At 65.0% G+C, this 25,144-nt stretch carries 28 protein-coding genes and 1 other RNA gene; 13 read left to right on the top strand and 16 right to left on the bottom strand.

The annotated features are described in order from the left end of the window. Window positions 1-170 precede the first annotated feature (170 nt). From AC4D2Q_RS04135 to AC4D2Q_RS04125, 3 genes are read left to right on the top strand one after another with little or no spacing between them, the layout of a single operon-like run. Window positions 171-1,349, top strand: a complete 1,179-nt coding sequence (locus AC4D2Q_RS04135) for a Gfo/Idh/MocA family protein (protein ID WP_490945186.1) — start codon at window positions 171-173, stop codon at window positions 1,347-1,349. After that, a complete protein-coding gene (locus tag AC4D2Q_RS04130; protein WP_490945184.1) occupies window positions 1,349-2,563 on the top strand; it encodes a dihydrodipicolinate synthase family protein in 1,215 nt (404 codons plus the stop codon). The genes AC4D2Q_RS04135 and AC4D2Q_RS04130 overlap by 1 nt, the downstream gene beginning before the upstream one ends. After that, window positions 2,560-3,399, top strand: a complete 840-nt coding sequence (locus AC4D2Q_RS04125) for a sugar phosphate isomerase/epimerase family protein (protein ID WP_490945182.1) — start codon at window positions 2,560-2,562, stop codon at window positions 3,397-3,399. The genes AC4D2Q_RS04130 and AC4D2Q_RS04125 overlap by 4 nt, the downstream gene beginning before the upstream one ends. Window positions 3,400-3,437: 38 nt before the next feature. On the opposite strand, the gene AC4D2Q_RS04120 is transcribed toward AC4D2Q_RS04125, so the two are convergent. Continuing rightward, a complete protein-coding gene (locus AC4D2Q_RS04120) occupies window positions 3,438-4,373 on the bottom strand; it encodes an SMP-30/gluconolactonase/LRE family protein (protein WP_490945180.1) in 936 nt (311 codons plus the stop codon). A 110-nt stretch (window positions 4,374-4,483) separates the two neighbouring features. On the opposite strand from AC4D2Q_RS04120, the gene AC4D2Q_RS04115 reads away from it, so the two are divergent. Next, entirely contained in the window at window positions 4,484-4,789 is a 306-nt protein-coding gene (locus AC4D2Q_RS04115; RefSeq protein ID WP_400930669.1) for a hypothetical protein, read from the top strand. 8 nt (window positions 4,790-4,797) lie between these two features. Here AC4D2Q_RS04115 and AC4D2Q_RS04110 read toward each other — a convergent pair whose 3' ends face one another. Then, a complete protein-coding gene (locus tag AC4D2Q_RS04110; RefSeq protein ID WP_490945178.1) occupies window positions 4,798-5,460 on the bottom strand; it encodes a nucleoside/nucleotide kinase family protein in 663 nt (220 codons plus the stop codon). A gap of 157 nt (window positions 5,461-5,617) precedes the next feature. Here AC4D2Q_RS04110 and AC4D2Q_RS04105 point away from each other — a divergent pair, with 157 nt between their 5' ends. Both AC4D2Q_RS04105 and ssrA read left to right on the top strand, forming a co-directional pair. After that, window positions 5,618-6,112 (top strand): hypothetical protein, encoded by a 495-nt coding sequence (locus tag AC4D2Q_RS04105; protein WP_490945176.1) that lies wholly within the window; start codon window positions 5,618-5,620, stop codon window positions 6,110-6,112. 116 nt (window positions 6,113-6,228) lie between these two features. After that, window positions 6,229-6,598, top strand: a transfer-messenger RNA (tmRNA) gene (gene ssrA / locus AC4D2Q_RS04100). A gap of 47 nt (window positions 6,599-6,645) precedes the next feature. Here ssrA and AC4D2Q_RS04095 read toward each other — a convergent pair. Further along, window positions 6,646-7,038, bottom strand: a complete 393-nt coding sequence (locus AC4D2Q_RS04095) for a nuclear transport factor 2 family protein (RefSeq protein ID WP_490945174.1) — start codon at window positions 7,036-7,038, stop codon at window positions 6,646-6,648. Between the two features lie 195 nt (window positions 7,039-7,233). Here AC4D2Q_RS04095 and AC4D2Q_RS04090 point away from each other — a divergent pair, with 195 nt between their 5' ends. Then, the gene (locus tag AC4D2Q_RS04090) at window positions 7,234-8,181 is read left to right on the top strand and encodes an ABC transporter substrate-binding protein (RefSeq protein ID WP_490945172.1); all 948 of its coding nucleotides are present in this window, start codon (window positions 7,234-7,236) and stop codon (window positions 8,179-8,181) included. 41 nt (window positions 8,182-8,222) lie between these two features. Here AC4D2Q_RS04090 and galK read toward each other — a convergent pair whose 3' ends face one another. From galK to AC4D2Q_RS04075, 3 genes are all read right to left on the bottom strand, one after another. Continuing rightward, window positions 8,223-9,380 (bottom strand): galactokinase, encoded by a 1,158-nt coding sequence (gene galK / locus AC4D2Q_RS04085; RefSeq protein WP_490945170.1) that lies wholly within the window; start codon window positions 9,378-9,380, stop codon window positions 8,223-8,225. Then, window positions 9,377-10,501, bottom strand: a complete 1,125-nt coding sequence (gene galT / locus AC4D2Q_RS04080; protein ID WP_490926072.1) for a galactose-1-phosphate uridylyltransferase — start codon at window positions 10,499-10,501, stop codon at window positions 9,377-9,379. Before galT ends, galK begins: the two co-directional genes overlap by 4 nt. Window positions 10,502-10,605: 104 nt before the next feature. Next, on the bottom strand, window positions 10,606-11,445 hold the full coding sequence (locus AC4D2Q_RS04075) for an SDR family oxidoreductase (RefSeq protein WP_490945168.1): 840 nt from the start codon (window positions 11,443-11,445) through the stop codon (window positions 10,606-10,608). Between the two features lie 112 nt (window positions 11,446-11,557). Here AC4D2Q_RS04075 and AC4D2Q_RS04070 point away from each other — a divergent pair, with 112 nt between their 5' ends. After that, window positions 11,558-11,803 carry a hypothetical protein gene (locus AC4D2Q_RS04070; RefSeq protein WP_490926078.1) on the top strand — a complete coding sequence of 82 codons (246 nt, stop codon included), beginning with the start codon at window positions 11,558-11,560 and terminating at the stop codon, window positions 11,801-11,803. Between the two features lie 14 nt (window positions 11,804-11,817). Here the strand turns inward: AC4D2Q_RS04070 and AC4D2Q_RS04065 are convergent, their stop codons facing one another. From AC4D2Q_RS04065 to AC4D2Q_RS04050, 4 genes are all read right to left on the bottom strand, one after another. Then, window positions 11,818-12,621, bottom strand: a complete 804-nt coding sequence (locus AC4D2Q_RS04065; RefSeq protein WP_490945166.1) for a hypothetical protein — start codon at window positions 12,619-12,621, stop codon at window positions 11,818-11,820. A gap of 65 nt (window positions 12,622-12,686) precedes the next feature. Beyond that, window positions 12,687-14,489, bottom strand: coding sequence for an NAD(P)/FAD-dependent oxidoreductase (locus AC4D2Q_RS04060; RefSeq protein ID WP_490945163.1), 1,803 nt, complete (start codon window positions 14,487-14,489; stop codon window positions 12,687-12,689). A gap of 123 nt (window positions 14,490-14,612) precedes the next feature. Beyond that, window positions 14,613-15,272, bottom strand: a complete 660-nt coding sequence (locus AC4D2Q_RS04055) for an alpha/beta hydrolase family protein (RefSeq protein WP_490945161.1) — start codon at window positions 15,270-15,272, stop codon at window positions 14,613-14,615. Window positions 15,273-15,334: 62 nt separating this feature from the next. Continuing rightward, a complete protein-coding gene (locus AC4D2Q_RS04050) occupies window positions 15,335-15,670 on the bottom strand; it encodes a hypothetical protein (RefSeq protein ID WP_490945159.1) in 336 nt (111 codons plus the stop codon). Between the two features lie 128 nt (window positions 15,671-15,798). Here AC4D2Q_RS04050 and AC4D2Q_RS04045 point away from each other — a divergent pair, with 128 nt between their 5' ends. Next, on the top strand, window positions 15,799-16,347 hold the full coding sequence (locus AC4D2Q_RS04045; RefSeq protein ID WP_490945157.1) for a dihydrofolate reductase family protein: 549 nt from the start codon (window positions 15,799-15,801) through the stop codon (window positions 16,345-16,347). Between the two features lie 20 nt (window positions 16,348-16,367). Here AC4D2Q_RS04045 and yczE read toward each other — a convergent pair whose 3' ends face one another. Continuing rightward, complete coding sequence (yczE, locus tag AC4D2Q_RS04040) at window positions 16,368-16,952, bottom strand: membrane protein YczE (RefSeq protein WP_490945155.1); 585 nt, start codon at window positions 16,950-16,952, stop codon at window positions 16,368-16,370. 81 nt (window positions 16,953-17,033) lie between these two features. Further along, window positions 17,034-17,663, bottom strand: a complete 630-nt coding sequence (locus tag AC4D2Q_RS04035; RefSeq protein WP_490945153.1) for a GyrI-like domain-containing protein — start codon at window positions 17,661-17,663, stop codon at window positions 17,034-17,036. Window positions 17,664-17,809: 146 nt separating this feature from the next. Between AC4D2Q_RS04035 and AC4D2Q_RS04030 the strand changes: the two genes are divergently transcribed. The 4 genes from AC4D2Q_RS04030 to AC4D2Q_RS04015 all read left to right on the top strand — a co-directional run bounded on the left by AC4D2Q_RS04030 (window position 17,810) and on the right by AC4D2Q_RS04015 (window position 21,337). Then, entirely contained in the window at window positions 17,810-18,511 is a 702-nt protein-coding gene (locus tag AC4D2Q_RS04030; RefSeq protein WP_490945151.1) for an NUDIX hydrolase, read from the top strand. A 47-nt stretch (window positions 18,512-18,558) separates the two neighbouring features. Next, the gene (locus tag AC4D2Q_RS04025; RefSeq protein ID WP_490926086.1) at window positions 18,559-18,999 is read left to right on the top strand and encodes an SRPBCC family protein; all 441 of its coding nucleotides are present in this window, start codon (window positions 18,559-18,561) and stop codon (window positions 18,997-18,999) included. A gap of 95 nt (window positions 19,000-19,094) precedes the next feature. Next, window positions 19,095-19,901 carry a trimeric intracellular cation channel family protein gene (locus AC4D2Q_RS04020; protein WP_490945149.1) on the top strand — a complete coding sequence of 269 codons (807 nt, stop codon included), beginning with the start codon at window positions 19,095-19,097 and terminating at the stop codon, window positions 19,899-19,901. Window positions 19,902-19,954: 53 nt separating this feature from the next. Further along, window positions 19,955-21,337, top strand: coding sequence for an NAD-dependent succinate-semialdehyde dehydrogenase (locus AC4D2Q_RS04015; RefSeq protein WP_490945147.1), 1,383 nt, complete (start codon window positions 19,955-19,957; stop codon window positions 21,335-21,337). A gap of 147 nt (window positions 21,338-21,484) precedes the next feature. Here AC4D2Q_RS04015 and AC4D2Q_RS04010 read toward each other — a convergent pair whose 3' ends face one another. The 4 genes from AC4D2Q_RS04010 to AC4D2Q_RS03995 all read right to left on the bottom strand — a co-directional run bounded on the left by AC4D2Q_RS04010 (window position 21,485) and on the right by AC4D2Q_RS03995 (window position 25,139). Continuing rightward, on the bottom strand, window positions 21,485-21,955 hold the full coding sequence (locus AC4D2Q_RS04010; RefSeq protein ID WP_490945145.1) for a GtrA family protein: 471 nt from the start codon (window positions 21,953-21,955) through the stop codon (window positions 21,485-21,487). A gap of 87 nt (window positions 21,956-22,042) precedes the next feature. After that, entirely contained in the window at window positions 22,043-23,626 is a 1,584-nt protein-coding gene (locus tag AC4D2Q_RS04005; RefSeq protein ID WP_490945143.1) for an ATP-binding protein, read from the bottom strand. A gap of 8 nt (window positions 23,627-23,634) precedes the next feature. Beyond that, complete coding sequence (locus AC4D2Q_RS04000; protein ID WP_490945141.1) at window positions 23,635-24,450, bottom strand: alpha/beta fold hydrolase; 816 nt, start codon at window positions 24,448-24,450, stop codon at window positions 23,635-23,637. 152 nt (window positions 24,451-24,602) lie between these two features. Beyond that, window positions 24,603-25,139, bottom strand: a complete 537-nt coding sequence (locus tag AC4D2Q_RS03995) for a dihydrofolate reductase family protein (RefSeq protein WP_490945137.1) — start codon at window positions 25,137-25,139, stop codon at window positions 24,603-24,605. Window positions 25,140-25,144 lie beyond the last annotated feature (5 nt).

Genomic DNA, 25,144 nt, shown 5'->3' with positions numbered 1-25,144 from the left:
GCTTTCCAGATTGACTTCCACTTTGACTTCCACTTTGGCTTTTCCACCGGTGCTTTCCAGCTGGCGTTTCCACGGGCTTTGCAAAAGCGCACCAAACGCTTTCCTTTCCCTTTCCGCTCGGCATCACACACCTCCCCATCCTTCCCATTCCCGTCAACGGAGACCGCCCCATGGAGAACACAGCGACCCCGCCCCGCACCATCCGGATCGCCATGAACGGCATCACCGGCCGCATGGGCTACCGGCAGCATCTGCTGCGGTCCATCCTGCCGATCGTTGAAGCCGGAGGCTTCCTGCTGGAAGACGGCACGCGCGTCCAAGTGGAGCCAATCCTGGTGGGCCGCAATGAGGCGAAACTCCGTGAACTGGCGGAAAAGCACAAGGTTGCCGAATGGACCACGGACCTGGATGCGGTTATCGAGGACCCTACGGTCGACGTCGTATTTGATGCCTCCATGACCAACCTGCGCGCCGCCACCCTGAAGAAGGCCATGCTGGCCGGAAAACACATCTTCACCGAAAAGCCCACCGCTGAAACCCTGGAAGAAGCCATTGACCTGGCCCGGATCGGCCGCGAAACCGGAGTGACCGCGGGCGTGGTCCACGACAAGCTGTACCTGCCGGGGCTGGTCAAACTCCGCCGCCTGGTCGACGAAGGTTTCTTCGGCCGCATCCTCTCCATCCGGGGCGAATTCGGTTACTGGGTCTTCGAAGGCGACCACCAGGCGGCCCAGCGCCCGTCCTGGAACTACCGCAAGGAAGACGGCGGCGGCATAGCCACCGACATGTTCTGCCACTGGAGCTACGTCCTCGAGGGCATCATCGGCAAGGTCCGCACGGTCAACGCGAAGACCGTTACCCATATCCCCAGCCGCTGGGACGAGGCCGGCAACGAATACGACGCCACCGCCGACGACGCCGCTTACGGCATCTTCGAGCTGGAAACCCCGGCCGGGGATCCGGTCATTGGGCAGATCAACTCCTCCTGGGCAGTGCGCGTCTACCGGGACGAACTGGTGGAATTCCAGGTGGACGGCACACACGGGTCCGCCGTCGCCGGACTGACCAAATGCGTCTCCCAGCACCGGGTGAATACGCCCAAGCCGGTCTGGAACCCGGACCTTCCCGTCACCGAATCCTTCCGCAGCCAGTGGCAGGACGTTCCGGCGAACGCGGATCTGGACAACGGCTTCAAGCTCCAGTGGGAAGAATTCCTGCGCGACGTCGTCGCCGGCCGCGAACACCGCTTTGGCCTGCTCTCCGCAGCCCGCGGCGTGCAGCTGGCCGAACTCGGTCTGCAGTCCTCCGCGCAGCGGCGCACCCTGGACATTGCGGAGATCGAACTCTGATGCCGCACCTGATGCTTCCGGCCGACGACGGCGGCACCCGCGGCTACGTTCCGGCTCCCGCAACGTCATGGCAACGCCCCACCGCTCCGCTGCTCGCCCGGCGCGCCTACGCCGCAGCCCACGTCATTCCACGGGTTGCGGGCAACAACATCCCGGGTGCGCCCGCGGACCTGGACTGGGATTCCACCCTGGCCTACCGGCATGAACTGTGGTCCTACGGCCTGGGCGTGGCCGATGCCATGGACACCGCGCAGCGCGGAATGGGCCTGGACTGGGCGGCAACCCAGGAACTGATCAAGCGCTCCGCGGCGGAGGCGGCCGCCGTCGTTGCCTCAGGAGCACCGGCGGTTGCAGGCAAGAGTGTCCGCGACCTGATTGCCGCCGGAGCGGGATCGGACCACCTTGACCTGTCATCGCTGCCGGCAGGAAGGGCAGGGGTGAACGCTGTCCTGGACGCCTACCGGGAGCAGATTTCCGTGGTGGAGGGCTCCGGTGCCAAGGTCATCCTGATGGCCTCGCGCGCGCTGGCGCAGGCGGCGTCGGGTCCCGATGACTACCTCCGCGTGTATTCAACCCTGCTGGCGGAAGTTCGTGAGCCGGTGATCCTGCACTGGCTCGGCGATATGTTCGATCCCGCCCTGGCCGGTTACTGGGGCGCAGCGGACGTCGGCGCGGCCACGGCCACCTTCCGCGAACTGATCGAAGGATCCGCGGCCAAGGTTGACGGGGTGAAGGTCTCCCTGCTGGACGCCGCGCACGAGACGGCGCTGCGGGCCGTCCTGCCGAAAGGCGTCCGGCTCTACACAGGCGATGACTTCAATTATCCGGAACTGATCGAGGGCGACGGAACCCATTATTCGGATGCGCTGCTCGGGATTTTTGCGGCCATTTATCCCGCGGCTTCAGCTGCGCTGCAGAATTACGACGCCGGCCGGCCGGAGAAAGCGCGGGCCATCCTGGACTGCACCCGGGAACTGGGGCTGCATATCTTCAATGCCCCCACGTTCTACTACAAAACCGGCATCGCCTTCCTGTCCTGGCTCAACGGCAGGCAGCCCGGTTTTTCCATGGTGGGCGGGCTGCAGAACGGCCGGTCCGTCCGGCACCTTGCCCGCACCTTTGAATTGGCGGACCAGGCCGGCCTGCTCGTGGATCCGGAGCTCAGCACCGCCCGGATGAAGGCGTGGCTTACCGTGAACGGAGTGGCTTCATGAGCGACTTTTCCCGCTTATCCCTGAACAGTGCCACCACCAAGTACTGGACCCTGGAACAGGTCATTGACGCGTGCGTCCGCACCGGCATTCCGGCAATCGGCCCCTGGCGGGACCGCGTTGCGGAGGTGGGCACCGAGCGCGCGGCCAAACTGATCAGCAACGCCGGGCTGCGGGTTTCCTCCCTGTGCCGGGGCGGGTTCCTGACGGCCGCCGATCCGGCCGGCCGCGAGGCGGCCGTCCGGGACAACCGTGCCGCCATCCTGGAAGCCGAGACCCTGGGCACCGGAGAGCTGTTCCTGGTGGTCGGCGGACTGCCGGACGGCGACCGGGACATCGTCGCCGCCCGGCAGCGCGTGGCGGACCGGCTCGAGGAGCTGGCCCCCTTCGCCGCCGAGCACGGTGTCCGGCTGGTGCTGGAACCTCTGCACCCCATGTATGCGGCGGACCGGGCGCTGCTCTCCACTCTGGGGCAGGCGCTGGACCTGGCCGCGCCCTACCCCGCCGCCGTCGTCGGCGTGGCAGTGGACACCTTCCATGTGTGGTGGGATCCGCAGCTGCGCGAGACCATTGCCCGCGCCGGCCGGGAAGACCGGATTGCGTCCTATCAGATCTGCGATTTCAATCTGCCCATCGCCTCCGATGCCCTGCTTTCCCGGGGAATGATGGGCGACGGCGTGATCGACTTCGGCACGATCACCGGCTGGGTGGCGGAGGCGGGATACACCGGCGATATTGAGGTGGAGATCTTCAACCAGGAGATCTGGGACAACCCCGGTGACGAACTGCTGGAAACCGTCAAGGAACGTTACGCGTCACTGGTGCTGCCCTTTGCCTAGCTGCGCCGGGAACGCAGGATTCACCGGGAACGCAGGGTTCACCGGGAACGCAGGGCGACGGCCGCATCGCTCACAGTGGTCCGGATCCGGTACAGGCTGCTGGAGGCCGTCATATACAGGGTGCGGCCGTCCTCTCCGCCGAAGCAGACGTTGCTGACGGTTTCCGGAGCCGGTATCTGCAGGATCCTCTCACCGGCAGGGGAAAAGACCTGCACTCCTTCCTCCGAGGAGGACCAGATGTTGCCGTGGACATCAACCCGGAAACCGTCGGGAACCCCCGGCCCCACTTCGGCAAACGTTCGCCCGTTGCGCGCAAACCTGCCCTGCACGACGTCGTAGGCGTGGATGGCGTGGCCGTGCAGCCGCGGCCCGCCGTCCATGGCGGGCGTGCCCAGCGAAGTGTCGGAGACGTAGAGGATGGATTCATCGGGGGAGAAGGCCAGCCCGTTGGGGACTTCGACGTCAACGACGGCGGGCGTCAGCTCTCCGCTGGCCGGATCGAAGCGGAAAACCCAGCGGTCTCCGTATTCCTCGCGGCCCGGGTGCCCTTCGGTGTCCTTCTGGATTCCGTAGGAGGGGTCTGAGAACCAAATGGTGCCGTCGGACTTCACCACCAGGTCGTTCGGCGAGTTCAGCCGATGCCCGTTGTAGGAGTCAACGAGCGTGTGGACGGAGGGAACGGCGTCGGGCCCGGTTCCGGTGTCCCGCTCAATGGCGCGCCGGCCGTGAGAACACTGGATCACCGCACCGTCGAGGTCCAGCGCGCGGCCGTTGGTGAACTCCACATCGGTGGCATAGACCTCAAGGGCGCCAGTGGCCTCCCGGTATTCCAGGATCCGGTTGCCCGGAATATCACTGAAACGTACGGCGGCGCGGGCGGGAATCCAGACCGGCCCCTCGGCCCACTGGGCGCCGGTGGCGACCTTTTCCAGTGCAGGGTCGGCAGCGAGCAGGTTTTCGGATGTCGGTGACATGCGCGGTCCTTCAGGGTCGGGGAGGGGCTTGCCTCACAGCATAGACGCAGCGTCGGTCCTTCCTGCGGGGATAGGCTGGTGGAAATATCCAGCCAATAGGAGAAAACACTGTGAGTGCAGTTCTGACGTCCCTCGTTTCCAGCGCCGGCCTGATCGGCGGCTACAAGACCGCACGGGACACCGGCAACCGCCAGCTGGGCGGCGCCGTCCTGGCCGCGGCAGGAGCGGCAGCCTTCACGATGTGGAAGCGCGACGCCGGCACCGGCACGGCCGCAGCCCTCACCGCAGGCTACGTGGCCGCTTTCGGCCTGTCCCACCCGCTGGCGAAGAAGCTCGGTGCCTGGCCTTCGGTCTACACCGTCACTGCTGCCACTGCTGCTGCTTCACTGATCTTCGGACGCCGCCGCGGCCTGTAACGGGTTCTTTAGGATTCCCCGGTTAGCCGCACCAGATGGTCGGCTCGACCGGCGGAATCCCGGATCAGGCGGGCATTCGCCTCGTCGCTGCCCAGTGCCCACGCCCGGGCCTGTTCCGGTGTCTTGCCGAATTCGGCATGGCGCCGGATCAGGCGGTCTCGGCGCACGTCGTCGTCCGTTTCGAGATACCAGACCTCGTGGATGGCTGCCCGGGCGCGGGGCCAGTGGCCCTGCTGCAGCAGCAGATAGTTGCCCTCCGTGATGACAAGCGGCACGGACGCCCGGACGGGAAGGGCGGAACCGATCGGTTCCTCCAGCTCGCGCCGGAACTCCGGCGCGTAGATCTCCGGTTCCTCCTCCGACTGCCGGCGCAGGCGCTGCAGCAGCGCTGCATATCCGCCGTGGTCGAACGTATCGGGGGCCCCTTTACGCTCTTGCCTGCCCAGGCTTTGCAGCACGCTGTTGGCCAGATGGAACCCGTCCATGGGCACCAGAACCGCAGTGCCCGGGCCAAGGGCCTCGACCATTTGCCGCGCCAGCGTCGACTTTCCCGCCCCGGGTGCTCCCGCGATGCCCAGAATCCGGCGGCTTCCGGCAGCGGCCATACTGCGGGCCCGGGCAATGAGTTCCGGCATGTCCGCAGATGTCCAGCCGGTGGGAGAAGTGTCCATGGAGAGCATTCTTCCCCATCACCCTTTCGGCGGAACCAGTTTCCGCCCGGAAGGAGCGGCACCGGCAGCCGGGAGGAAACTCTGCGGTTGTTCTCCTAGAGTGGAAGACGTGGTGGAAGAACACGACGAACCACACCCGCACCGACAGGAGGCAGACGTGGCAAATTCCCGTGGACAGATGCTCTTGAAGGCCGCCGGACAAGGTGCAGTCGCCGGTTTGGCCGGAGTAGCGGCGATGACTGCAGGCGAGAAACTGGAACAGGCAGTGACCGGCCGTTCCAATTCCTATGTACCGGCCCGGACGCTGTTGAGCCTGCTCGGCAGGCACCCCGAGCCGGATGCGCAGCCACCGCTCTGGAACCATGCCATGCACTGGGGGACGGGTGCTCTGCTCGGCGCGCTGCGGGGGGTATGGTCAGTCACCGGTATCCGCGGTCCGTTGGCCAACACCGGGTTCACCGCGGTGCGGCTGGCAACGGACCAGACCCTGGAAAACGCCACGGGTATCGGGGCTCCGCCGGCAACCTGGCCAGCGGAGGAACAAGCGGTGGATGTCCTGCACAAGGCCGTCTATGCGTGGGTTACCGGACTGGTGTCGGACGCCTGGATTGGCCCTGATCTGGAATCCAGGCAGGGAACCACCAGTCACTGACTGCCGGGCCCGCGGACGGTTCCCTGAACGGGAATCATTGGGGGGCCGGCGGCGTTATTATTTGTGGACCGCGCAGATGCCGGAGGCGGCGGATGCGGGGATTGGCAACTGAATATGGGGATGATCGGTTTCGACGATGTCTGTTGAGTCAGGGGAAGCGGGCCGAGAACGCAGAGTTATCTCGTTAACGCTCTCTGCAAAAAAATAAGTGCCAAACCTATGCGCACTGACTTCGCTCTCGCTGCCTAAGCAGCCGGAGTAGTCCGTCAGCCCGGAGTCGCTCTCGCTCCGGATCCTGGCGTCGTTTAGAGGGCCACTGCTGAACACCTTCGCCGTCTGGGTGTTCGGGACTTTTGGACGGCTGGGCCCGGATCAGCCACTCGCTTGCAAGATGGCTGGGGCCAAGAAAATCCGACGCATGCTGCGCCCGGAGAAGTCCTGGCAATACAACATCGGACGGGGGTTCGATTCCCCCCATCTCCACCACTGCGAAGTCCTGCCCCTCTGCGGAGGGGCAGGACTTCGCTGTTTTCTCAGCTGTTGGGAAGAATTACCGTCCCCTGGTGAAAGCGGAGCCGCACCTGCGGAGCCGAGACGTCCCACACCGACGAGTGTCGAGAGACTGAGCCGGGCTCAACAGGGGGTCCCGGTACGGCTGCGGGCTCGGCCGGGGTGCGGAGGCGGTAGGTGGCAAGGATGAGCTCGGGTGCCAGCCGGAAGAATTCCCAGTCATCGGTGTCCGGCGTTGGCCGGTGCTGTTCGGTGCTGAGGGCGGAAATGATCTCTGCACGGGTCCAGCGCCGGCCTGAACGGCCGATTTCGATGAACTCCGGATGCAGCAATTCGCGAACCCGTCCGGAGTTGCTTCGGGTCGAAGAGCCGAGAAGCTCGAGTTCGGCGGCTTGAATCTGTTTGTTCGGGTCCATGCGCTTCAGTCTGGCCTACTATGCGCCGGGGCATCCGCGCCGGGCTATCCGCGCCGGGGCATCCGGGGCATGGCGGCGACGGTTGCGGTGCAGCCTATGTCTCCCGTTCTTTTCCCGCACCCTTTTCCAACCCGGGGCGACTCCCTAGGCTGGAATACGGGCAGGGGGGCTCCTCCAAGAGATCAAGGACCTCACATGGCACAGCCGGGCAGCAGTGACAATCCGTTGAAGATGGGCGTTTTCTCCATCTCTCCCGCACTGGCGGCAGGGGAGAAGAAGGGATTTTTCGCCGACAATAACGTGCATGTGACGTTGGAGCAGGTCCAGTCCTCGGAGCAGCAGTTCCGCGACTTCGCGGCCGGAAACTACGATGTCCTGCAAACTGCGTGGGACAACGTGGTCAATTACCGCTGCAACGCCTCCAATAGCCTTGGCCGGCCGCTGGACGTCGTGGCAGATTTTGCCCTGGATCTGGGTATGGGCCTCAGCGTCATCAGCCCGCCGGAGATCACCTCGCTGGAAGCGGTCCGCGGCGGTGAGGTGGCCGTGGACGACGCGGACAGCGGATACGCCTACGTGATCTACTCGATCCTTGAAAAGGCAGGACTCCGCCGGGACACCGACTACACCGTGGTGGGCCAGGGCAGTGTGGCGGAGCGCTTCCGGCACATGAATGACGGCTACACCGCGGCCACGCTGCTTAGCAACGGTCTCGAAGCGCTGGCCCGCGAAGAGGGCTTGAACCAGCTGGCCGATGAATCGTCCCTCGGCATGCCGTATGTGGGCAGCGTGGCTGCCTGGAACGGAGACTTCTACTCGGAAAACCGGGACACGGCAGCCCGGTTCCGTGACGCCTATGAAAATGCGCTGGCCTGGGTGCTGGACCCGGCCAACCAAGACGAGGCGGCTGACTTGGTGGGAAGCATGCGCGGCCTGCTCAAACCGGATGCACGCCTGGTGCTGGACGCCGAGCTGGGTCCCTGGGGCATCGCCCGGAACACCGCCATTGACGACGACGCCGCCCGTGCCGTGATCGGCCTGCGCCAGCAGTACAACGGGTTCGACGCCGATCCGGCGGTCAATCCCCACGGTGACCTGGCGCCGTTCTTCGTCAGTAATATGCCGGAGGCATCTCAGCGGTAGATGGCAGGGCGGTTGCCGAGGCCGTTACCGGAGCGCTTTCCTCAGTTTTCCACCCGGCCGGCTCCGGACGCGGGAAGCACGGTAAACACCGCGGGAGCGGCATAGCCCGCCGCAGAAAACGCGTCGGAAACGGCGGCGGTGACGGCGTCGGCGTCGTTGCTGGTGACCAGCGCAATGGCCGAACCGCCGAAGCCGCCCCCGGTCATCCGGGAGCCCAGCGCACCGGCGCCTCGAGCCGACTCCACCGCCAGATCAAGCTCCGGGCAGGAAATCTCGAAGTCGTCCCGCATGGAGGCGTGGCTTTCGTTGAGCAGGTTCCCGAGTTTGCCCGGACCGTCCGTCCGCAGGACGTCGACGGCGGCCAGCACCCTGGCGTTCTCCGTGACCACGTGGCGGACGCGCCGGAATGTTTCCTCATCCAGAACCTCCTCGGCCGCAGCCAGGTCATCCAGGGCCAGATCGCGCAGGGCATCCACGCCCATGGCCTTGGCTCCCTTTTCACAGGAGGCCCGCCGGGACGCGTAGCCGCCGCTGGAATGTTCGTGGCTCACGCGGGTGTCGATCACCAGCAGTGTCAGCCCGTTTCCGGCCAGGTCCAGCGGCACCAGCTGCGCTTCCCTGCTCCGGCAGTCCAGGAAAACGGCGTGGCCTTCCTCGCCGAGCAGCGACGCGGACTGGTCCATAATGCCGGTGGGTGCGCCTACCATCAGGTTTTCGGCGCGCTGACCCAGTGCAGCAAGCTCGGGGCCGGTAAGTCCGGCATCCGAGAGGTCGTTGGCCATCACCGCGACAGCGCATTCCAATGCAGCCGAGGAAGAGAGACCCGCCCCCAGCGGAACGTCGGAATCGAGATAAAGGTCCACGCCGGGGACACCCGTGCCGCGGTCTTCAAAAGCCCACAGCACGCCCAGCGGATAGGCTGCCCAGCCCTTCACGCTGCCCGCGCTGAGGGTGTTCAGGTCTGCGCTTGCGGAACTGCCCTCGCCAAAGGCCGAGTAAACCTGGGCGGTCCGGTCCCGGCGCGGCGCCGCAGCCACAACCGTTGACCGGTCAATGGCGAAGGGCAGGACAAAACCGTCGTTGTAGTCAGTGTGCTCCCCGATCAGGTTCACGCGTCCGGGAGCGGACCAGATACCTGCCGGTTCCCGCCCGAAGCGGGCGGTGAATGCGGCGGAGAGTTCGGGAGCCGAGAGGGTCATGAGAGCACCTTTCCGGAAGTCGAGGGAACAGCGGCGCGCAGGTTTGCGGCCACCTGTTCCGGGATGGTGTCGTTGATGAAGGCACCCATGGCGGCTTCGGACCCGGCCAGGAACTTGAGCTTGTCTTCGGCCCGGCGGGGCGAGGTGAGCTGCAGGTGCAGGCGGCTGGCCGGACGGAACCGGGCGTCCAGCGGCGCCTGCTGCCAAGCGGCGATGTACGGGGTGGGGGTGGAATAGAGGCCGTCCACGCGGGCCAGCAGATCCAGATAAACGGCGGTCAGGTCATCGCGTTCTTCATCCCGGAGTTCAGCGAGGTCAGCCACCTGGCGGTGCGGAACAAGATGGACTTCCAGCGGCCAGCGGGCGGCAAAGGGGACATAGGCGCTGAAGTGTTCGCCTTCGAGGATCATCCGTTCTCCCGAGCTTCGTTCGGCCTCCAACGCCGCCCCCACAAGGGTCTGCCGGCCGTCGGACGCCTCATAATAGGCAGCCGCCTGCTGCGCCATGACGGCGGAACGCGGCGGAATGAACGGGTAGGCGTAGATCTGGCCGTGCGGATGCAGCAGGGTGACGCCGATGTCCGCACCGCGGTTCTCAAAGCAGAACACCTGGCGGATTCCGTCCATCGCGGACAGTGCTTCCGTGCGCTGCGCCCAGGCGTCCACCACGGTCCGCGCGCGGTCGGGGGAAAGGGAACCGAAAGACCCTTCGTGGGCCGAATCAAAGGCCACCACTTCGCAGCGGCCGTACGCCGGCGCCGTCGTGCCCCATGACGGGCCCTCGGGCAGGGTTCCCAGATCCGGGCCGAAAGAGGGGAACCGGTTTTCGAAGACCACCACTTCGTAGTCTTCGGCCGGGATTTCGGAGGCGCGCGACGGCGTTGACGGGCACAGCGGGCACTGGTCCGCGGGCGGCAAATGGGTGCGCGACTGCCGGTGCGCCGCAACGGCAATCCACTCCCCGGTTAGGGCGTCGTAGCGGGCGGTGCCGTTTCCCGGCCGGGCGGGAAGGCCGCGGCTGTCCAGCGGCGCGGAGACGCGGCGCTGCGCGGTCTCGGCGGAAGAGTCAAAGTAGATGAGCTCCCGGCCGTCGGAGAGCCGAGTGCTGGTGTGGACTGTCATGGATTCCTTAGTCTGCCGATCCCCGGAAGATCACAGACTATCCCAGCCTCCGCACCTGACCCGTAACGTGCGGCGCTGCACCGCCGCGCAACGCCCCACGCCAGTTACAAAACGGGCCGGCCACCGGTCACGGCGACGCGCGCGCCGGAAATGTAGCTGCCGTCGTCGGACGCCAGCAGTACATAGACCGGGGCAAGCTCAGCCGGCTGCCCGGGGCGTCCCAGCGGCACATCTGATCCAAAGGACTCCACCTTCTCCGGCGGCATGGTGGCCGGAATCAGCGGGGTCCAGATGGGGCCGGGCGCCACGCTGTTGACGCGGATTCCCTTTTCGCCCAGCAGCTGGGCCAGGCTGGCGGAGAAGTTGGCAATGGCCGCCTTGGTGGCAGCATAGGGCGCCAGCGTGGGGCTGGGCATATCCGAATTCACTGACGAACTGCCGATGATCGCGGACCCGGGTGCCATGTGCGGCAGGGCGGCCTTAACCAGGTAAAACATCGCGTTGATGTTGACCTTGAAGGTGTACTCCCACTCTTCATCGGAAATCTCATCCAGCGATTCATGGTCCATCTGGTACGCGGCATTGTTGACCAGGACATCGATCTTGCCGAATTCCCGCACGGCCGTGTCGATGACTTTCCGGCACTGCTCGGCGGTATCCAAGTCTCCGGGAACGAGCACGGCACGGCGGCCGGCTTCCTCGACCCAGCGGGCGGTTTCCCTGGCGTCGTCGTCCTCATTCAGGTAGGAGATGACGACGTCGGCGCCTTCGCGGGCGAAAGCGATGGCCACCGCCCGTCCAATGCCGCTGTCTCCGCCGGTAATGACCGCGGTTTTGCCTTTGAGCTTGTCCATGCCGCGGTACGACTTCTCACCGCAGTCCGGGGTAGGCGTCATCTTGCCCTGGGTACCGGGAGTGTCCTGCTGCTGAGCGGGCTGATTCATGGTGTTCCTCTCGCCGGGAAAGTGGTAAGCAGGCTTATAATCTAGACGTACCGACGTTGCTTGTGAAGCCTTAGGTTTTTCAGCCGGGGAAACCTTTTCAGCAGAGGAGACCATGATGCCCGCAGCAGATGACCGTCCCGCCGTACCCACGGAGAATGAAGCAGATGCGCTGGACCAACAGGCCCCGGCGGTTCCCGAAGCCGAGGAAGACTCCGGAATTCAGGACTCCGTTCGGGCGCACGGAGATCCGCTCCGTGCGGACGGGTCCGAGGCTGACCGGCTGGAACAGGATGCTGACGGCGGAACGACTGCCGATGAGGATGACTACCCCCACGGCAGCGAGGGCGAGCGGGAGTAAAACCCTGACGGCCGTCAGGCAGCTTGTCGGGCTGAAGCTGCCGTCGCGCCGTGCAGCGACCCGGTAAGGACCTGCCTGGTGTGGGCTTCCAGATCGGCGATGGCACGATCCGGCAAATCAATGATGCCGCGCAGCGAACCGCGCAGGCTGCGGTAGGCCGCGTCCACTTCGGACCGCGGTGCCGAGTCATCAAGAATGATGTTCAGGGCCTGCCGGGCGGTGGCGAGCTTACTGCGTTCGGCCGCCGTCAGATCGGACTGGCCGCGGCGCCGGGCATACCGTTCCGCTGTCAGGAAGGCGACCTCAAACCGGTTTACAGCGGAGAAGAGCTTGGAACGCTCGGCCGGTCCCCGGTCCAAATCCAGAGCCTCGGCCTCGGCGGCCCGGATTCCCTGCATGGCAACAACGACGTCCCGGATCACCGGATCCGTGTAGTCGGTCATCGCCGGGTAATCGATCATCAGGGCAACGTCCGTCTCATAACGCGACCACCGTACGAGCAGCTCATCCCTACGCAGGTACAGCCGACGCCAGGACTCGGCCTGCGCAGCGGCGTCGGTCCGCCGGTTTTGTGCGGCCCGGGCACGGCGCCGGGAGGAGCGCACACCCATGCCCAGGAGCACCGCCGCGCCGATGCACAGCGACGGGGTGAAAAAGGCGGCGAAGAAGGACCAGATCGAGGGGTCGCCGTCGTCACCGTATACGGCAGCCTGGACAAGCTGGAGGGCGCCGTAACCCAATACGGCGACCAGGCCTGCGGCCAAGGCCGCAACGATAAGTGCTGCTACCGCGACTCTTTTTGCCACTCTCTTCAGCATGGCGCCAGCTTACCGAACCTCGGGCGTGCAGGCACAGGGGTTGCGACTCACCTCACGCTGACCGGCTAGCGGGGATGGTGGGATGGCTGCAATCCGTAGACGGGGGTTGGCAGTCCTTCCATCCGGGCCTTGAGCTGCAGCGCCAGAAAGAGGGAATAGTGCCTGCTCTGATGCAAATTCCCGCCGTGGATCCAGAGGTTCTCCACATTGGTGGGTTTCCACATGTTGCGCAGCTCGCCCTCCCAAGGCCCGGGATCCTTGGTGGTCCCGGAGCCGAAGCCCCAGCATTTACCCACCTGGTCGGCCACTTCGGGCGAGATCAGGTCTGCCAGCCAGTTGTTCATGGAGCCGTATCCAGTGGCGTAGATGAGCACATCGGCGTCCAGTTCGCTGCCGTCTTCGAGCACTGCGCCGTTGCCGGTGAGCTTGGCAACTTGACCGCTCTGCAGCTTTACCCGGCCATCAATGATGAGCTGGGAGGCGCCAACATCGATGTAGTAACCGGAGCCGCGCCTTAGGTACTTCAGGAACAAACCGGATCCGTCTTCACCGAAATCCAGCTTGAACCCGGCTTGCCTCAGCTGATCGTAGAACAGGGCGTCATGCTCAGCGATCTGTTCATAGATGGGAATCTGCGCCTCCGGCAGGATCCGGTAGGGCAGTGAGGCGAAGAGCATGTCCGCTTTTTCGGTGGTGGTGCCTGCCTCCAGCGCGCGCTCCGAATACAGGTCTCCCAAGGCAAAGTTCATCAACGAGTCGCTGCGGACAATGTGGGTTGAGGAACGCTGCAGCATAGTAACGTCGGCACCGTGCTCCCAAAGGTCCGCCGCGATGTCATGGGCGGAGTTGTTGGAGCCGATGATGAGGGCCTTCTTGCCGGTTTGGTCACCCCCGCCGGGGTACTGCGAGGAATGGTACTGCTCGCCGAGGAAGGCCTTGGCGCCGTCGAACTCCGGAACGTTCGGATACCCGGAGACGCCCAGGGCAAAGACGAGTTGCTGCGGATGCAGCGTTACATCCTGCCCGCCCCGCCTGACTCTGAGCTCCCAGGCCCCGGCGTCGTCGTCATAGCGGGCGCCCAGGCACTCCGTTCCGGACCAATAATCCAGTTCCATGAGAGCGGTGTAGTGCTCCAGCCAATCGCCGATCTTGTCCTTGGGTGCGAAGACCGGCCAGTCATCGGGGAATTTGAGGTAAGGGAGGTGGTCATACCAAACCGGATCATGCAGGGCGAGGGACTTGTAGCGCTTGCGCCACGAATCGCCTGCCCGTTCATTCCGTTCGATGACGATGGTGGGAACGTTCAACCGGCGCAAACGTGCGGCGAGTCCGATCCCGCCCTGCCCGCCGCCAACGATCACACAGTAGGGCTGCTCTTCATAACCGATCCGAGTCCGGTGCTGCTCTTTTTCCTCCAGCCAGGACGTCCGCCCACGTGCGATGGTGTGTTCCACACCCTTGGGCCGGGTGGCACCCTTCTGCTCTTCATGACCTTTGAGTTCCTGCATGGTGGTCAGCAGGGTCCATGCCCTTCCGTCGCGCAACCGCAGGTGACCCCAGCCGCGTGAGGCTGCTGTTTCGAACGTGATCCAGGCTTCCGTTGCTGCGGCGTCGCCCGTGGCCGGCTCTGCCAGTGTCCACCCTGAGGGCTGTACGTCGTCAAGGACGGAGGAGAGCATCTCCATGATTTCCTGCCGGCCCTCAAGCGTTTTCAAGTTCCAGGTGAAGGAAACAAAATCACGCCAAAGGCCGTCCTCCTCGAATAAGGCGGCCGCTGCCTCGGTATTCCGGCTGGTCAGTGCGTTGTCGAGTTGGAGCAGCCAGTCCTGAACTGCTTCGTCCAGCTGAGGCTGTGCATTGTCGGCCATTTCCACTCCTTTGTGGCTCCGGATGCAACCGTGCAGGGCTGCGCAGCTCCAGTAAACACTTTTGGCCTGCTGGGCGGTAGGCCTGCCGCGCGGCAGAGGGGCTGTTCTGGCCGCCTGCCGGTCCTAATGCTTCAAATAGTCCAGCACCCGATTCGCCAGACCGGCCCCCACAACATCCGGCGACCGCTTGTTTCCGCGCACCTCAAACATGTGGTTTGCACCCTCGACCCGCTCCACCCGGGCATTGGGTCCAATCCGTTCCGCCACCGGCTCAAGCTCCCCGGGAAGCGCAAACGGATCACGGGTGCCCTGCAGAAACAGCATGGGCAGCGTCAGGCCGTACAGATGCTCGTCCCGCATTTTCTCCGGTTTCCCCGGCGGATGCAGGGGATAGCCCAGAAAGATGAGTCCCGCCGTCGTCATTCCCTCCGCCGCTGCCATGGAGGCCATGCGTCCGCCAAAAGACTTGCCGCAGCTCCACAGCGGCAGGCCCGCTGTTCGGGACGCCGCCGCCTCCATGGCGGAACGCCAGGAATCGATCGCCAGCGGCGGCCGGTCGGGAAATTTCTTGCCGGCCTCCCGGTACGGAAAATTGAAGCGCAGCGTCGCCACGCCGCCGGCGTTCAGGGCATCGGTGAAACCGGTCAGGAACGGATGGTCCATTCCCGCTCCCGCCCCGTGCGCGACGACGACGGCGGCCGTTGCGTCATCGGGTGCGGCAAACGCGGCGGAGACCTCGAGGTCACCGACAGTGAGATGGAACTCCTCGCGCAAGACAGGCATGTGTTCCAACTTACCGGCGGCGGGAAGGAAGCCGGACTCCCCTACGGGCCGAACCCCTCAGGCTAGCGTTCGGGGCCGTCGGAACGGAGGCCGCTGCCGCCGTCGGACGCGTCCGGAAGCGAGCCAAAGCTGCGCTTGACCCCGGTGCCCTTGCCCAGCTCCTCGGGGTTGGGTGCGGCGGTGAGGATCAGGACGAGGAAAATCAGCAGCGAAACAATGAAGGTGGCGCAGGCGGCCGCAACGCCCAGTTCCCACCGGAACTCGCGTTCGGTTCCTCCGGTGGAAAAGACAGCCACTGCCACGCCGGCCACCACCGCCATGACAGCGGAGATAATTACCGGCACATTGCCGTAATTCGCAGGATGACCCTGCGTTCCAGAAGATGTTCCTTCGGCCATGGCCATTCCTCCTGCGGAAGGTGAATCGCACGGCCATCGTATGCCTCATCCGATGAACCCGATAGAGTCCGCTGGAAAGAGCGGTTTGGGAGCAGGACGAGGACACCGGCAGCGGAAGGAGGCCCGCAATGCGCAAGGTAGCGGCAGCACTGTTCAGCTCGATTGACGGTGTAGTGGAGAACCCGGGGGAGTGGCAGTTTGACCACTTTGACGAGGACATGGGACCGCTGATGGAATCAGTTCTGGCCACGCAGGACACGGTGCTGCTCGGCCGGGTTACGTACCAGCAGTGGGCAGATTATTGGCCGGGAAACACGGATGACGGATTCGGTGAGTTCATCAATCCGGTCGAGAAGATTGTCGCGTCCCGAACCCTCTCCGATGAGGACCTCAGCTGGAACAATGCGCGGCTCATGGATGGCGAATTGGAAGAGTTTGTTCGCCGGCTCAAAGAGCGCGACGGCGCAGACATCGCCGTGAACGGCAGTATTTCCCTGGTCCGCCAGCTTCTTTTTGCCGGATTGCTGGATTCCCTGACCCTGATGGTGCATCCGGTGGTGGCCGGAGACGGGCAGCGCCTGTTTCAGCCGGGTGACCCGCGGACCCGGCTGAAACTGCTGGACTCACAGATCACGGCCTCGGGCAACGCCATTCTGACCTACGCGCCGCGGGCGTAACGTTTGGCGGCCGGCGGGATTTACGGAATATGAAAGAGCGGAAGTGCGCGGTTGACCAGCGGACCCACGAGCAGGGCGAAGGCCACCGTTCCGAGTCCCACGGTGCCGCCGAGCACCCAGCCGAGGGCAAGGACTGTCACCTCAATGCCCGTGCGCACCGCCCAGACGGGCCAGCCAAACCGGCTGTGCATGCCTGTCATCAGCCCGTCACGCGGCCCCGGGCCCATTCGGGCACCGATATAGAGGCCCGTGGCCGCAGCCAGCAGCACCAGTCCGCCGGTGAAAACCAGCACCTGCCCCCAAAGCTGCCCCGGTGCGGGCATCAGGGCCAGACAGACTTCGGCGCTGGGGCCCACCAGCAGGACGTTGAGGACGGTGCCGATACCCGGCTTTTGCCGGAGCGGAATCCACAACAGCAGCACCAGCGCTCCGATCAGGATGCTGGCCACGCCGAATGATATGCCCGCCTGCCCGGCGGCGCCCTGCCCCAGGACATCCCACGGAGACACGCCCAGATGCGCCTGGATCATCATGCCGATCGCGAAGCCGTAGCAAAAGAGCCCGAACAGCAGCTGGACGGCGCGGCGAAGGTTGATCCAAGTCATGGCCTAAGACAAGCCGGTTCGCCGCTGTACTTCAAGCTGGCCTCTGCTTCGCCGCAAAGATGTCAGCGGCTCGCCCTGGGCTCAGTCGGAGGGACCGAGCGGGCGGACCGGTTGCCGCAGCACCGTCCTGAGCTTTTCGGGGGCGGTCCGCCGCGGATCGCTCAGGTAAATCTCGTGGTGGTCCCCGTTGAATGTGAGCCCGTGAGCCGGCATCCACTGGCGGTGCAGACGCTGCAGAACCGGGCCCTCGGCGTCGTAGGAGCCGAAGTACAAAATCTGGACCGAGGTGCCTTCGGTCAGAGTGCGCAGACGGACCTTGTCCAGGCCCGGCGGGTTCTTCTTTTTGCGGACGGCATCGATGGCTGCGAGGACCAGATCCTGCGTGATCCAGGGCGGCTGGGCAACCAGCATGGTCCAGTCCCAGGAATTTTTGTCGCCGCGGGCGAACGCTTCCATGTCGGCGGCACGCCACTGCCCCTCCAGGGGAGCCACTGTGAAGTCCCGTTCCAGATCCTGTTTCGACGCAAACTTGACCGCATACGCCGCGGGGTACAGGCATCCCAGGGCGCCCGCATACTCGGCTGAGGTGTTCGGGTCCCCGTGGCCGTCGTAGGCGAGATACTGCAGGGCCGGAACATCCACCAGCGAAAAGTCGCCCCGTTTTGGCGCGTAAAGCTCGGGGTAGGCCTTCTTGAAGTCAAACTTTTCCATCCCGTGTTCCGCCTTTCCGCCGGTAATCAGGGTAGGTCCGGCGGGCGCCCCGGGCTACCGTCAGCGCAGAAACGGCTAGCATCCATGCAGGGAACCCACCATTTCCCTGTAGCTGCCATCAAGTCCCCGACGAACGGAACCCGCCCATGTTTCACGGCACAGCCGCCACCGTGGTGTTGCTTCGCGACGCCCCCGAAGGACTGCAGGTACTGCTGCTGGAGCGGCCCCGCAACCGGGGGTCCTTCGCCGGGGCATGGGTCTTTCCCGGCGGCGTGGTGGACCCGGGTGACTACGGCCAGTCAGCGGACGACGACGTCGAACTCGCCGCCGCGCGGCAGGCCGGGGTGCGCGAGACGGCGGAGGAAACCGGGTTGCAGCTGAAACTGCCCGAACTCCGGCGGCTGTCCTGCTGGGTTCCGCCGCCTGAAGCGCCCCGCCGCTACAGGACCTGGTTCTTCCTGGCTCCGGCACCGGACGGCGCTGTCCTGCTCAGCCCCGACGAACACGTCGACTCCGTCTGGCTGGCCCCGGCTGAGGCACTGGAACGGCACCGGGCAGGAACCATGAGCCTCTTTCCGCCCACCTGGGTGACTCTGCACGGACTGCTGGGAGCAGACACCGTTGAACAGGCCCTCGTTCGCGCCTGCGCTGCCGCACCGGAAACCTACGCCACGCGGCAGCTGCCCGGGCACGTGCCGCCGGCCATGGTGTGGCACGGCGACGCCGAGTATCCGGACAACGCGGATCCGGCAGCACCGCTCGGAGAGGGGACAACTCCCCGGGATCCTTCCCGCCGACACCGTCTCATCATGGACGAAAACCGATGGAGCTACGAGCGGACCCGGTAGCGCCTGGAGTCCCCGCTGCCGAAACCGCGTGCAGTTAGACTGACCGGATGAACAGCCCCTACCTGATCAGCCGCGAGCGCCTAGTTGCCGCTTCGCCGGAATCCGTGTTCGATCTGCTGGCCCGGCCCGCCATGCACAGCGTCATTGACGGGTCCGGAACGGTCCGCGATGCCCAGCCCAACGGTCCTGCCCGGCTGACGCCCGGCGCCAAGTTCGGGATGGACATGAAGATGGGGGTTCCCTACAAGATCCTCAACACGGTGACGGAATTTGATGAGGGGCACCGGATCGCATGGCGCCATGCCGGCGGACATGTCTGGCGCTACCTTCTGGAACCGCAGGACGGCGGCACCCTGGTGACCGAGCAGTGGGACGCCAGGCACCTCCGGCACCGCGTCATGTATCGGGTGATGGGCGTGACGCGCCGGCATCCGGCCAGCCTGGAGCAGACGCTGGAGAAGCTGGCGGACCACTTCTCGGCGAAGTAGCCCGTCCCCGCACACCTCACCGCCGTGGAAGCGGTGCTGCGCCGGGCTAGAATGGACGCCGGAAAACACGGCAGCAACAACACATCGGGAGCGGCGTGGATATCTTTGATCCGGAGGCCGTCTTTCGGTTTGTGGACCTGGCCGGGGTGCTGGCCAACGGCGTGCTTGGCGGGGCGGTGGCGCGGCAGCTGCGCATGGACCCGGTGGGCTTTGTGGTGCTGGCGCTCACCTCGGCCCTGGGCGGCGGTGTGCTGCGCGATACCCTCCTGCAGGCGGGAACGCCGGTGGCCCTGGCTGATCCGGCCTATTTGCTGACCGCCATCGCCGGAGCCTTCATTGCCTACCTGATAGAGCTGAAGGGCAAGTGGGCCAACCGGTTCCTGATTGTGATCGATGCCTTTGCCCTGGGCTGCTGGGCAGCCACGGGAACGTCCAAGGCCCTCGCCGTGGACCTGGAGTGGCTGCCGGCCATCCTCATTGGCGTGGCCACCGCGGTGGGCGGCGGCATGATCCGCGACATTGTCGTGGGACGGGTGCCTGCCATCTTCGGCGGCAACACGCTCTACGCCACCGGCGCCCTGGTTGCGGCCGTGGAAATGGTGATCCTGTACAACCTTGGACTGCAGAATGTGGGCATGGGGGCGGCCATTGTCTCCGCTGCAGTGCTCTGCACAGTGGCCCGCCGCCGCGGCTGGCGCCTGCCCGGACCCGGTGAGCTGAGCGTGCGGCTGCCGCGCCGGACGCGCAGGAACACCGGCGACGACGTCGATACCGGTTCCGGCAGCAGCCGCAGGAGGGAACAGGGCTGGCCCCGCCCCCGCTTCGGACGCCTTCCCCTGGCTCGCTCCCGGCGTCGGAAACCGCCGGAGCCGAACGGCGGCGCCGGCCGGCCGGGACATTGAGCCGGGAGCGAACCGCTGTGACCTCTGGTGCCCACGTGAGTAACGTGGGTCCAATGACCGCTTACAAGACCGTGAACCCCGCAACCGGGGAGACACTCAAGGAATTCGCTGAAGCTACCGACGCTGAGATTGCCGAAGCAATCAGCACCGCCCATACGGCCTTCGCCTCATGGCGAGCCCAGCCGGTGGAAGCCCGGAGCAAGGTTCTGGCCCGCGTGGCTGAGCTGTACCGCGAACGAAGCGATGAGCTGGCAGCCCTGATCAGCACCGAAATGGGCAAACCCCTGCGCGAAGCGAAGGGTGAAGTGGCGCTGTCCGCAAACATTTACGAGTACTACGCCACCGAGGGTCCCGGCTTCATGGCCGATGAGGAGCTGAACGTGAAGGGCGGCGGCGGAGCCACCGTCCGCACCGAGCCGATCGGCGCGATCCTGGGCATCATGCCGTGGAACTTCCCGTACTACCAGGTGGCCCGCTTCGCCGGCCCCAACCTGATGCTGGGCAACACCGTCCTGCTCAAGCACGCCAACAACTGCCCGCAGTCTGCACTGGCGATGGAGCAGATTTTCTCTGACGCTGGACTGCCGCAGGGTACCTACATCAACCTGTTCGCCACCAATGACCAGGCAGCCGACATCATCGCCGACTCCCGGATTCAGGGTGTGTCCCTGACCGGCAGCGAGCGGGCCGGATCCGCCGTTGCCGAGGTTGCCGGCCGGAACCTGAAGAAGTACGTGCTGGAACTGGGCGGCAGCGACCCGTTCATCGTGCTCGACGCCCAGGATCTGGACGCCACGGTGAAGTCCGCCGTCGCCGGCCGGATGGGCAACGCGGGCCAGGCCTGCAACGCGGCTAAGCGCTTCATTGTCATGGATGAGATCTACGAAGACTTCGTGGAGAAATTCACGGCCGCAATGGAAAAGATCCAGCCCGGCGATCCGATGGATGAGGCCACGCGCTTCGGCCCGCTCTCCTCGCAGGCCGCCGCTGACGGCCTGGTCGAGCAGATCCGGGATGCCGTGGACAAGGGGGCAACGCTCAACACCGGCGGCGCCCTGATCGACGGCCCGGGAGCCTACATCCAGCCCACCGTGCTTACCGGCGTTACTGAGGAGATGCGCGCCTTCTCCGAGGAACTCTTCGGCCCGGTAGCTGTCATCTACAAGGTCTCCAGCGCGGATGAAGCCGTGGACCTGGCGAACAGCTCGCCGTACGGACTCGGCGGAGCCGTCTTCAGCGCTGACGAGGACAAGGCCCTGGACATTGCTGACCGCCTGGAATCCGGCATGGTCTCGATCAACGGCGTCTCCGGAACCCAGCCGGACCTGCCCTTCGGCGGAGTCAAGCGCTCCGGCGTGGGCCGTGAGCTGGGCCGCTTCGGCATGGATGAATTCGTGAACAAGAAGCTCATCCGCACGCCGCGCTCCGGCAAGTAACACCGCCGGTACTTCAGCACTACGTACGACGACGGCGGCGTACCTCCCAGCGGAGGTGCGCCGCCGTCGTCGTTGGCTGACTGGTTGGCTGGCTGGTTGGGAAGGCGCGGGGAAGTCGCGGGGGACGGTGCGGGAAGGAAGCGCCGCTTACACGTTCTGCTTCAGTGCGGTCCGCGCCGCGCGTTCCTCGGCCGTGGTGAATACGACGTACCGGTAGGCGAAATAGCGGAAAACGTTGCCGGCAGCCACGCCCACCACGTTGCCGGAAATGTTGTCAGCAAACTGGCTGGTGAAACCAAGCAGGTAGTGGGACACGTACAGGCAGCCGGTGGCCAGGAGCAGGCCGATCAGATTGGTCAGGGCAAAAAGCAGGGTTTCGCTGCGCACGCTCCGGCCTCTGGAGGCGCGGAACGTCAGATAACGGCTGCCGAGCCAGGAAACCGTTGTCGCGCAGGCGACCGAGATGACTTTGGCCGTGATCGGGTGGCTGTCGAGGACGGTCGAAGCCAGCACGTTGAAGATCGTGATGTCCACGACGAATGCCACCGCGCCGACGAGGGAGAAGGATCCCAGCCGCCTAATTACTTTGCGGACGGAAGAGGTGCCATTGTTGGCCATTGAGGTGTTCCCCTGCTGAATCTGCCCGGTAGGGTGCCGGGTTCAAAAGTGATATTTTCACAACCGGGGTCGGGGCACAAAATCGGCTCAGACCGCGCCACAGGGCAGTGTGACGGTAAAGACAGTTCCCTTGCCGGCTTCGCTGCGCAGGGTGATCGTGCCGCCGTGTTCCTCGATGATTTTGCGGCTGATGGCCAGGCCCAGGCCGACGCCGGGAATGGCAGCCCTGCGGGCCGTGTCCGACCGGAAGAACTTTGTGAACACTTCGGCCTGCTCCGCTTCGGTCATTCCAATGCCCGGGTCGGCCACCTCAATGACCGTGGTGGTTGCGGTGCGGCGGGCGCTGACCGTGACCCGGCCTCCGTCGGGCGAGTACTTCACGGCGTTGGAGAGCAGATTGTCCAGGACCTGGCTGATCCGCCGGGGGTCCACAATGTCCTCCAATGAGGCGGGGAGGTCAGTGACAATCTGTACACCGTTGATTTCTGCCCGGGGAACCGCTGAAGTGACGGCAGCCTGGATGAGTTCCGTGAGATCCGCCGGGATCAGGGCCACACCGCTGTCGCCGGTGGCCGCAGTCAGCAGGTCCGAGACGAGTGCCAGCAGCTTTTCCGAGTTGCGCATCGCCACTTGGAGGGAGGCATTGATGTGGGCAGGCAGCTCATCTGCGTCCTCCAGCGCCAAATCCAGGTAACCCATGATTGACGTCAAAGGCGTGCGCAGCTCATGGGAAACATTCGCTACAAAGTCCTCCTTGGCCCGTACCGCATCCACAAGACCGGTGACGTCGCTGAAGGCGATGACCGACCCCCTGAAAGCTCCCTGGTTCCGGACGGAACGGGCTGACACGCTCAGGCTCTGCTGCTGGTCGCCCGTTCCCAGCCAGACCAGCTGGTCGGAAAAGGACTCGCCCAGGATCGCCCGCCGGACGGGGCGCAGATCCGGGGGAATGGGCGTCACGCGGTCAGGACCGAATATCAGCAGCTCGGATTCTTTGGGCTTCATCAGCCCCGGCGGTGTGGCACGCCTGCGGTTGTGATCCTGCCGGCTGTTGCTGAGGATGGTATTTCCTGTTTCGTCCACCACCAGCACACCCACTTCCACGGTGTTCAGGATGGTTTCCAGCAGGGATTCCTTGCGCCGGCTCTCCGTGAGGCTTTCCTGCAGGACCACATCTTTGTGCCGGAGCACCTCCTGCTGGGCGGCAACCGATGCTTCTGCGCTGGCGCGTGCAGCATCCGCTTCCTCGGCTTTGCGCAGGGTGCTGACCAGCTCCTGTTCGTAGAGCCGGCGTTCATAGGCGTTAAAGACGATGATTCGATCCAGGGCGGGTTGGCCCGGTTCAGCGGCGGGAAAACGCCGGGCGGAAAGCAGGGACGGAATCCGGGAACCATCCCCGGCGATCAGGTCCACTGCCAGTTCCGCCAAGGCACCGGCAGCACCCGTCTGCGGCGAAGCATGCGTCGCGTACAGGATCCGGTCACCGATGGGCAACAGTTTGAGGAAGCTGGCGCCCACGAGCTCCGCGCGGGTCAGGCCCAGCCAGCTGAGGACGGTGCGGTTCGCTTCACGGATGATGCCGTGTTCGTCGGTCACCAAATATCCGGCCGGGGCATCCTGAAAAAGCGACTCATAATCCATCGGCAGGTGGGCGGAGGGGACGGCATCCATTTGCTGGGCTAAGCGGCGCGGCTAAGGTATCCGAGGATCGTGTCTGCTGTCTCCTCCGGGGCGCTTACATGGGGCAGGTGTCCGGTGGCCTTCAGAACGGACAGCGTGGCTTGGGGAAGATGACGCCGGGTGTATTCACCGACGTGCACGGGAGCCAGCAAATCATCGGTGCACTGCATGACCAGCGTGGGAACGCTGACGTCCTTGAGCAGATGGCGGACGTCGGAGAGGAACGACACCTTGGCGAATTCGCGGGCCACGGTGGGGTTGATGCGGCAGAAGCTGCCCTCAAGTTCGCTGTGCAGCCGCGGGGACCCGGGATTGCCCATGATCACCGGAGCCATGGCGGCGGCCCAGACCATGTAGTTGTTGTCCAGCGAGGCAAGGAGTTCGCGGATGTCCTCCTGGGACGTGCCGCCTACGTAGCCGTCTTCCGGATAGTCCATGTAGCTGGGAGAGGAGGCCAGGAACACCAGATTGCGAAACCGGGCGGGGTCCGCGGCTGCGGCGGCAACACCCATCATGCCGCCGACGCTGTGTCCCACAAAAGTGACGTCTTGGAGATCCAGTTCGGCCATGATCTCCTGCACATCGGCAGTGTAACCCTCAAGGGAGGAGTACTTGGCTGACTGATATGCGTCGGGGTCCGAATTGCCGGCGCCAACATGGTCAAACAGGACTACCCGATAATCGGCGGTGAACCGGGGCAGGACCTGCTGCCACATCCCCTGGTCACAGCCGAAGCCGTGCGCAAACATGATGACCGGCCCCTCCGGGTTGCCCAGAACACGGACATTGTTGCGGGTGCGGATATCTGTCCCCATGGGATGACCTTGAACTTTCCTGAGACTGGCGGAGGGTATGCAGGCAAGCGCCGGGATCTGCGGCGGGCGTGCACGAACCACACTCTACAGTGATGGAGCCGGCAGGCCGGGCCGGCCCCCGGCGGGGGTCCGGGCGAGCTCAGGTGGCGAGCTCAGGTGGCCGAAAACCGGAGCTCGGCGGCGCCGCCGTTGAACGACGTCGTTCCGGCCAGGCGCATGGGACCCAGCGGCGTGGTGACGGGCAGCAGGCGGCGGCCGGCGCCCAGCGCCACCGGCATATAGGTGACCCACAGTTCGTCCAGCAGTCCGGCCTCCGCAAACTGGGCTGCCACGAGCCCACCGCCCACAACCCAGACATTCCGGTCTCCGGCGGCGGCTGCTGCGTCTTCACGGATGCGGCGGATGTTCCCCGAAACGAACTGCACGCCGGTGTCCGGCGGAGCCTCGAGCTGTCTGCTGGTCAGCACCTGGCAGGGCAGGGTGCCGTAGGGCCAGGAATCCGGATCCTGGCTCCGTATGGAGTCATACGTGGCCGATCCCATGACCAGCGAACCTATGGTGGCCAGGAACTGGTCATAGTGGCTTTGGAACGGTTCGAAACCGAAGGCCAGCAGCCAGTCCAGATTGGAGTCTTCGGCGGCTATAAAGCCATCCAGTGACGACGCGACGTAGTAGATGACCTTACCCATGTTCC

The sequence above is a fragment of the Arthrobacter sp. TJ-178 genome (assembly GCF_058269275.1).
This window is presented reverse-complemented; position numbering and strand designations above follow the sequence as displayed.

What these genes read in the sequence shown, in the direction of transcription:
- AC4D2Q_RS04135 (WP_490945186.1), top strand. Translation starts at nt 171, where the DNA reads ATGGAGAACACAGCGACCCCGCCCCGCACCATCCGGATCGCCATGAAC.
- AC4D2Q_RS04130 (WP_490945184.1), top strand. Translation starts at nt 1,349, where the DNA reads ATGCCGCACCTGATGCTTCCGGCCGACGACGGCGGCACCCGCGGCTAC.
- AC4D2Q_RS04125 (WP_490945182.1), top strand. Translation starts at nt 2,560, where the DNA reads ATGAGCGACTTTTCCCGCTTATCCCTGAACAGTGCCACCACCAAGTAC.
- AC4D2Q_RS04120 (WP_490945180.1), bottom strand. Translation starts at nt 4,373, where the DNA reads ATGTCACCGACATCCGAAAACCTGCTCGCTGCCGACCCTGCACTGGAA.
- AC4D2Q_RS04110 (WP_490945178.1), bottom strand. Translation starts at nt 5,460, where the DNA reads ATGGACACTTCTCCCACCGGCTGGACATCTGCGGACATGCCGGAACTC.
- AC4D2Q_RS04095 (WP_490945174.1), bottom strand. Translation starts at nt 7,038, where the DNA reads ATGGACCCGAACAAACAGATTCAAGCCGCCGAACTCGAGCTTCTCGGC.
- AC4D2Q_RS04090 (WP_490945172.1), top strand. Translation starts at nt 7,234, where the DNA reads ATGGCACAGCCGGGCAGCAGTGACAATCCGTTGAAGATGGGCGTTTTC.
- galK (WP_490945170.1), bottom strand. Translation starts at nt 9,380, where the DNA reads ATGACCCTCTCGGCTCCCGAACTCTCCGCCGCATTCACCGCCCGCTTC.
- galT (WP_490926072.1), bottom strand. Translation starts at nt 10,501, where the DNA reads ATGACAGTCCACACCAGCACTCGGCTCTCCGACGGCCGGGAGCTCATC.
- AC4D2Q_RS04075 (WP_490945168.1), bottom strand. Translation starts at nt 11,445, where the DNA reads ATGAATCAGCCCGCTCAGCAGCAGGACACTCCCGGTACCCAGGGCAAG.
- AC4D2Q_RS04070 (WP_490926078.1), top strand. Translation starts at nt 11,558, where the DNA reads ATGATGCCCGCAGCAGATGACCGTCCCGCCGTACCCACGGAGAATGAA.
- AC4D2Q_RS04065 (WP_490945166.1), bottom strand. Translation starts at nt 12,621, where the DNA reads ATGCTGAAGAGAGTGGCAAAAAGAGTCGCGGTAGCAGCACTTATCGTT.
- AC4D2Q_RS04060 (WP_490945163.1), bottom strand. Translation starts at nt 14,489, where the DNA reads ATGGCCGACAATGCACAGCCTCAGCTGGACGAAGCAGTTCAGGACTGG.
- AC4D2Q_RS04055 (WP_490945161.1), bottom strand. Translation starts at nt 15,272, where the DNA reads ATGCCTGTCTTGCGCGAGGAGTTCCATCTCACTGTCGGTGACCTCGAG.
- AC4D2Q_RS04050 (WP_490945159.1), bottom strand. Translation starts at nt 15,670, where the DNA reads ATGGCCGAAGGAACATCTTCTGGAACGCAGGGTCATCCTGCGAATTAC.
- AC4D2Q_RS04045 (WP_490945157.1), top strand. Translation starts at nt 15,799, where the DNA reads ATGCGCAAGGTAGCGGCAGCACTGTTCAGCTCGATTGACGGTGTAGTG.
- yczE (WP_490945155.1), bottom strand. Translation starts at nt 16,952, where the DNA reads ATGACTTGGATCAACCTTCGCCGCGCCGTCCAGCTGCTGTTCGGGCTC.
- AC4D2Q_RS04035 (WP_490945153.1), bottom strand. Translation starts at nt 17,663, where the DNA reads ATGGAAAAGTTTGACTTCAAGAAGGCCTACCCCGAGCTTTACGCGCCA.
- AC4D2Q_RS04030 (WP_490945151.1), top strand. Translation starts at nt 17,810, where the DNA reads ATGTTTCACGGCACAGCCGCCACCGTGGTGTTGCTTCGCGACGCCCCC.
- AC4D2Q_RS04025 (WP_490926086.1), top strand. Translation starts at nt 18,559, where the DNA reads ATGAACAGCCCCTACCTGATCAGCCGCGAGCGCCTAGTTGCCGCTTCG.
- AC4D2Q_RS04015 (WP_490945147.1), top strand. Translation starts at nt 19,955, where the DNA reads ATGACCGCTTACAAGACCGTGAACCCCGCAACCGGGGAGACACTCAAG.
- AC4D2Q_RS04010 (WP_490945145.1), bottom strand. Translation starts at nt 21,955, where the DNA reads ATGGCCAACAATGGCACCTCTTCCGTCCGCAAAGTAATTAGGCGGCTG.
- AC4D2Q_RS04005 (WP_490945143.1), bottom strand. Translation starts at nt 23,626, where the DNA reads ATGGATGCCGTCCCCTCCGCCCACCTGCCGATGGATTATGAGTCGCTT.
- AC4D2Q_RS04000 (WP_490945141.1), bottom strand. Translation starts at nt 24,450, where the DNA reads ATGGGGACAGATATCCGCACCCGCAACAATGTCCGTGTTCTGGGCAAC.
- AC4D2Q_RS03995 (WP_490945137.1), bottom strand. Translation starts at nt 25,139, where the DNA reads ATGGGTAAGGTCATCTACTACGTCGCGTCGTCACTGGATGGCTTTATA.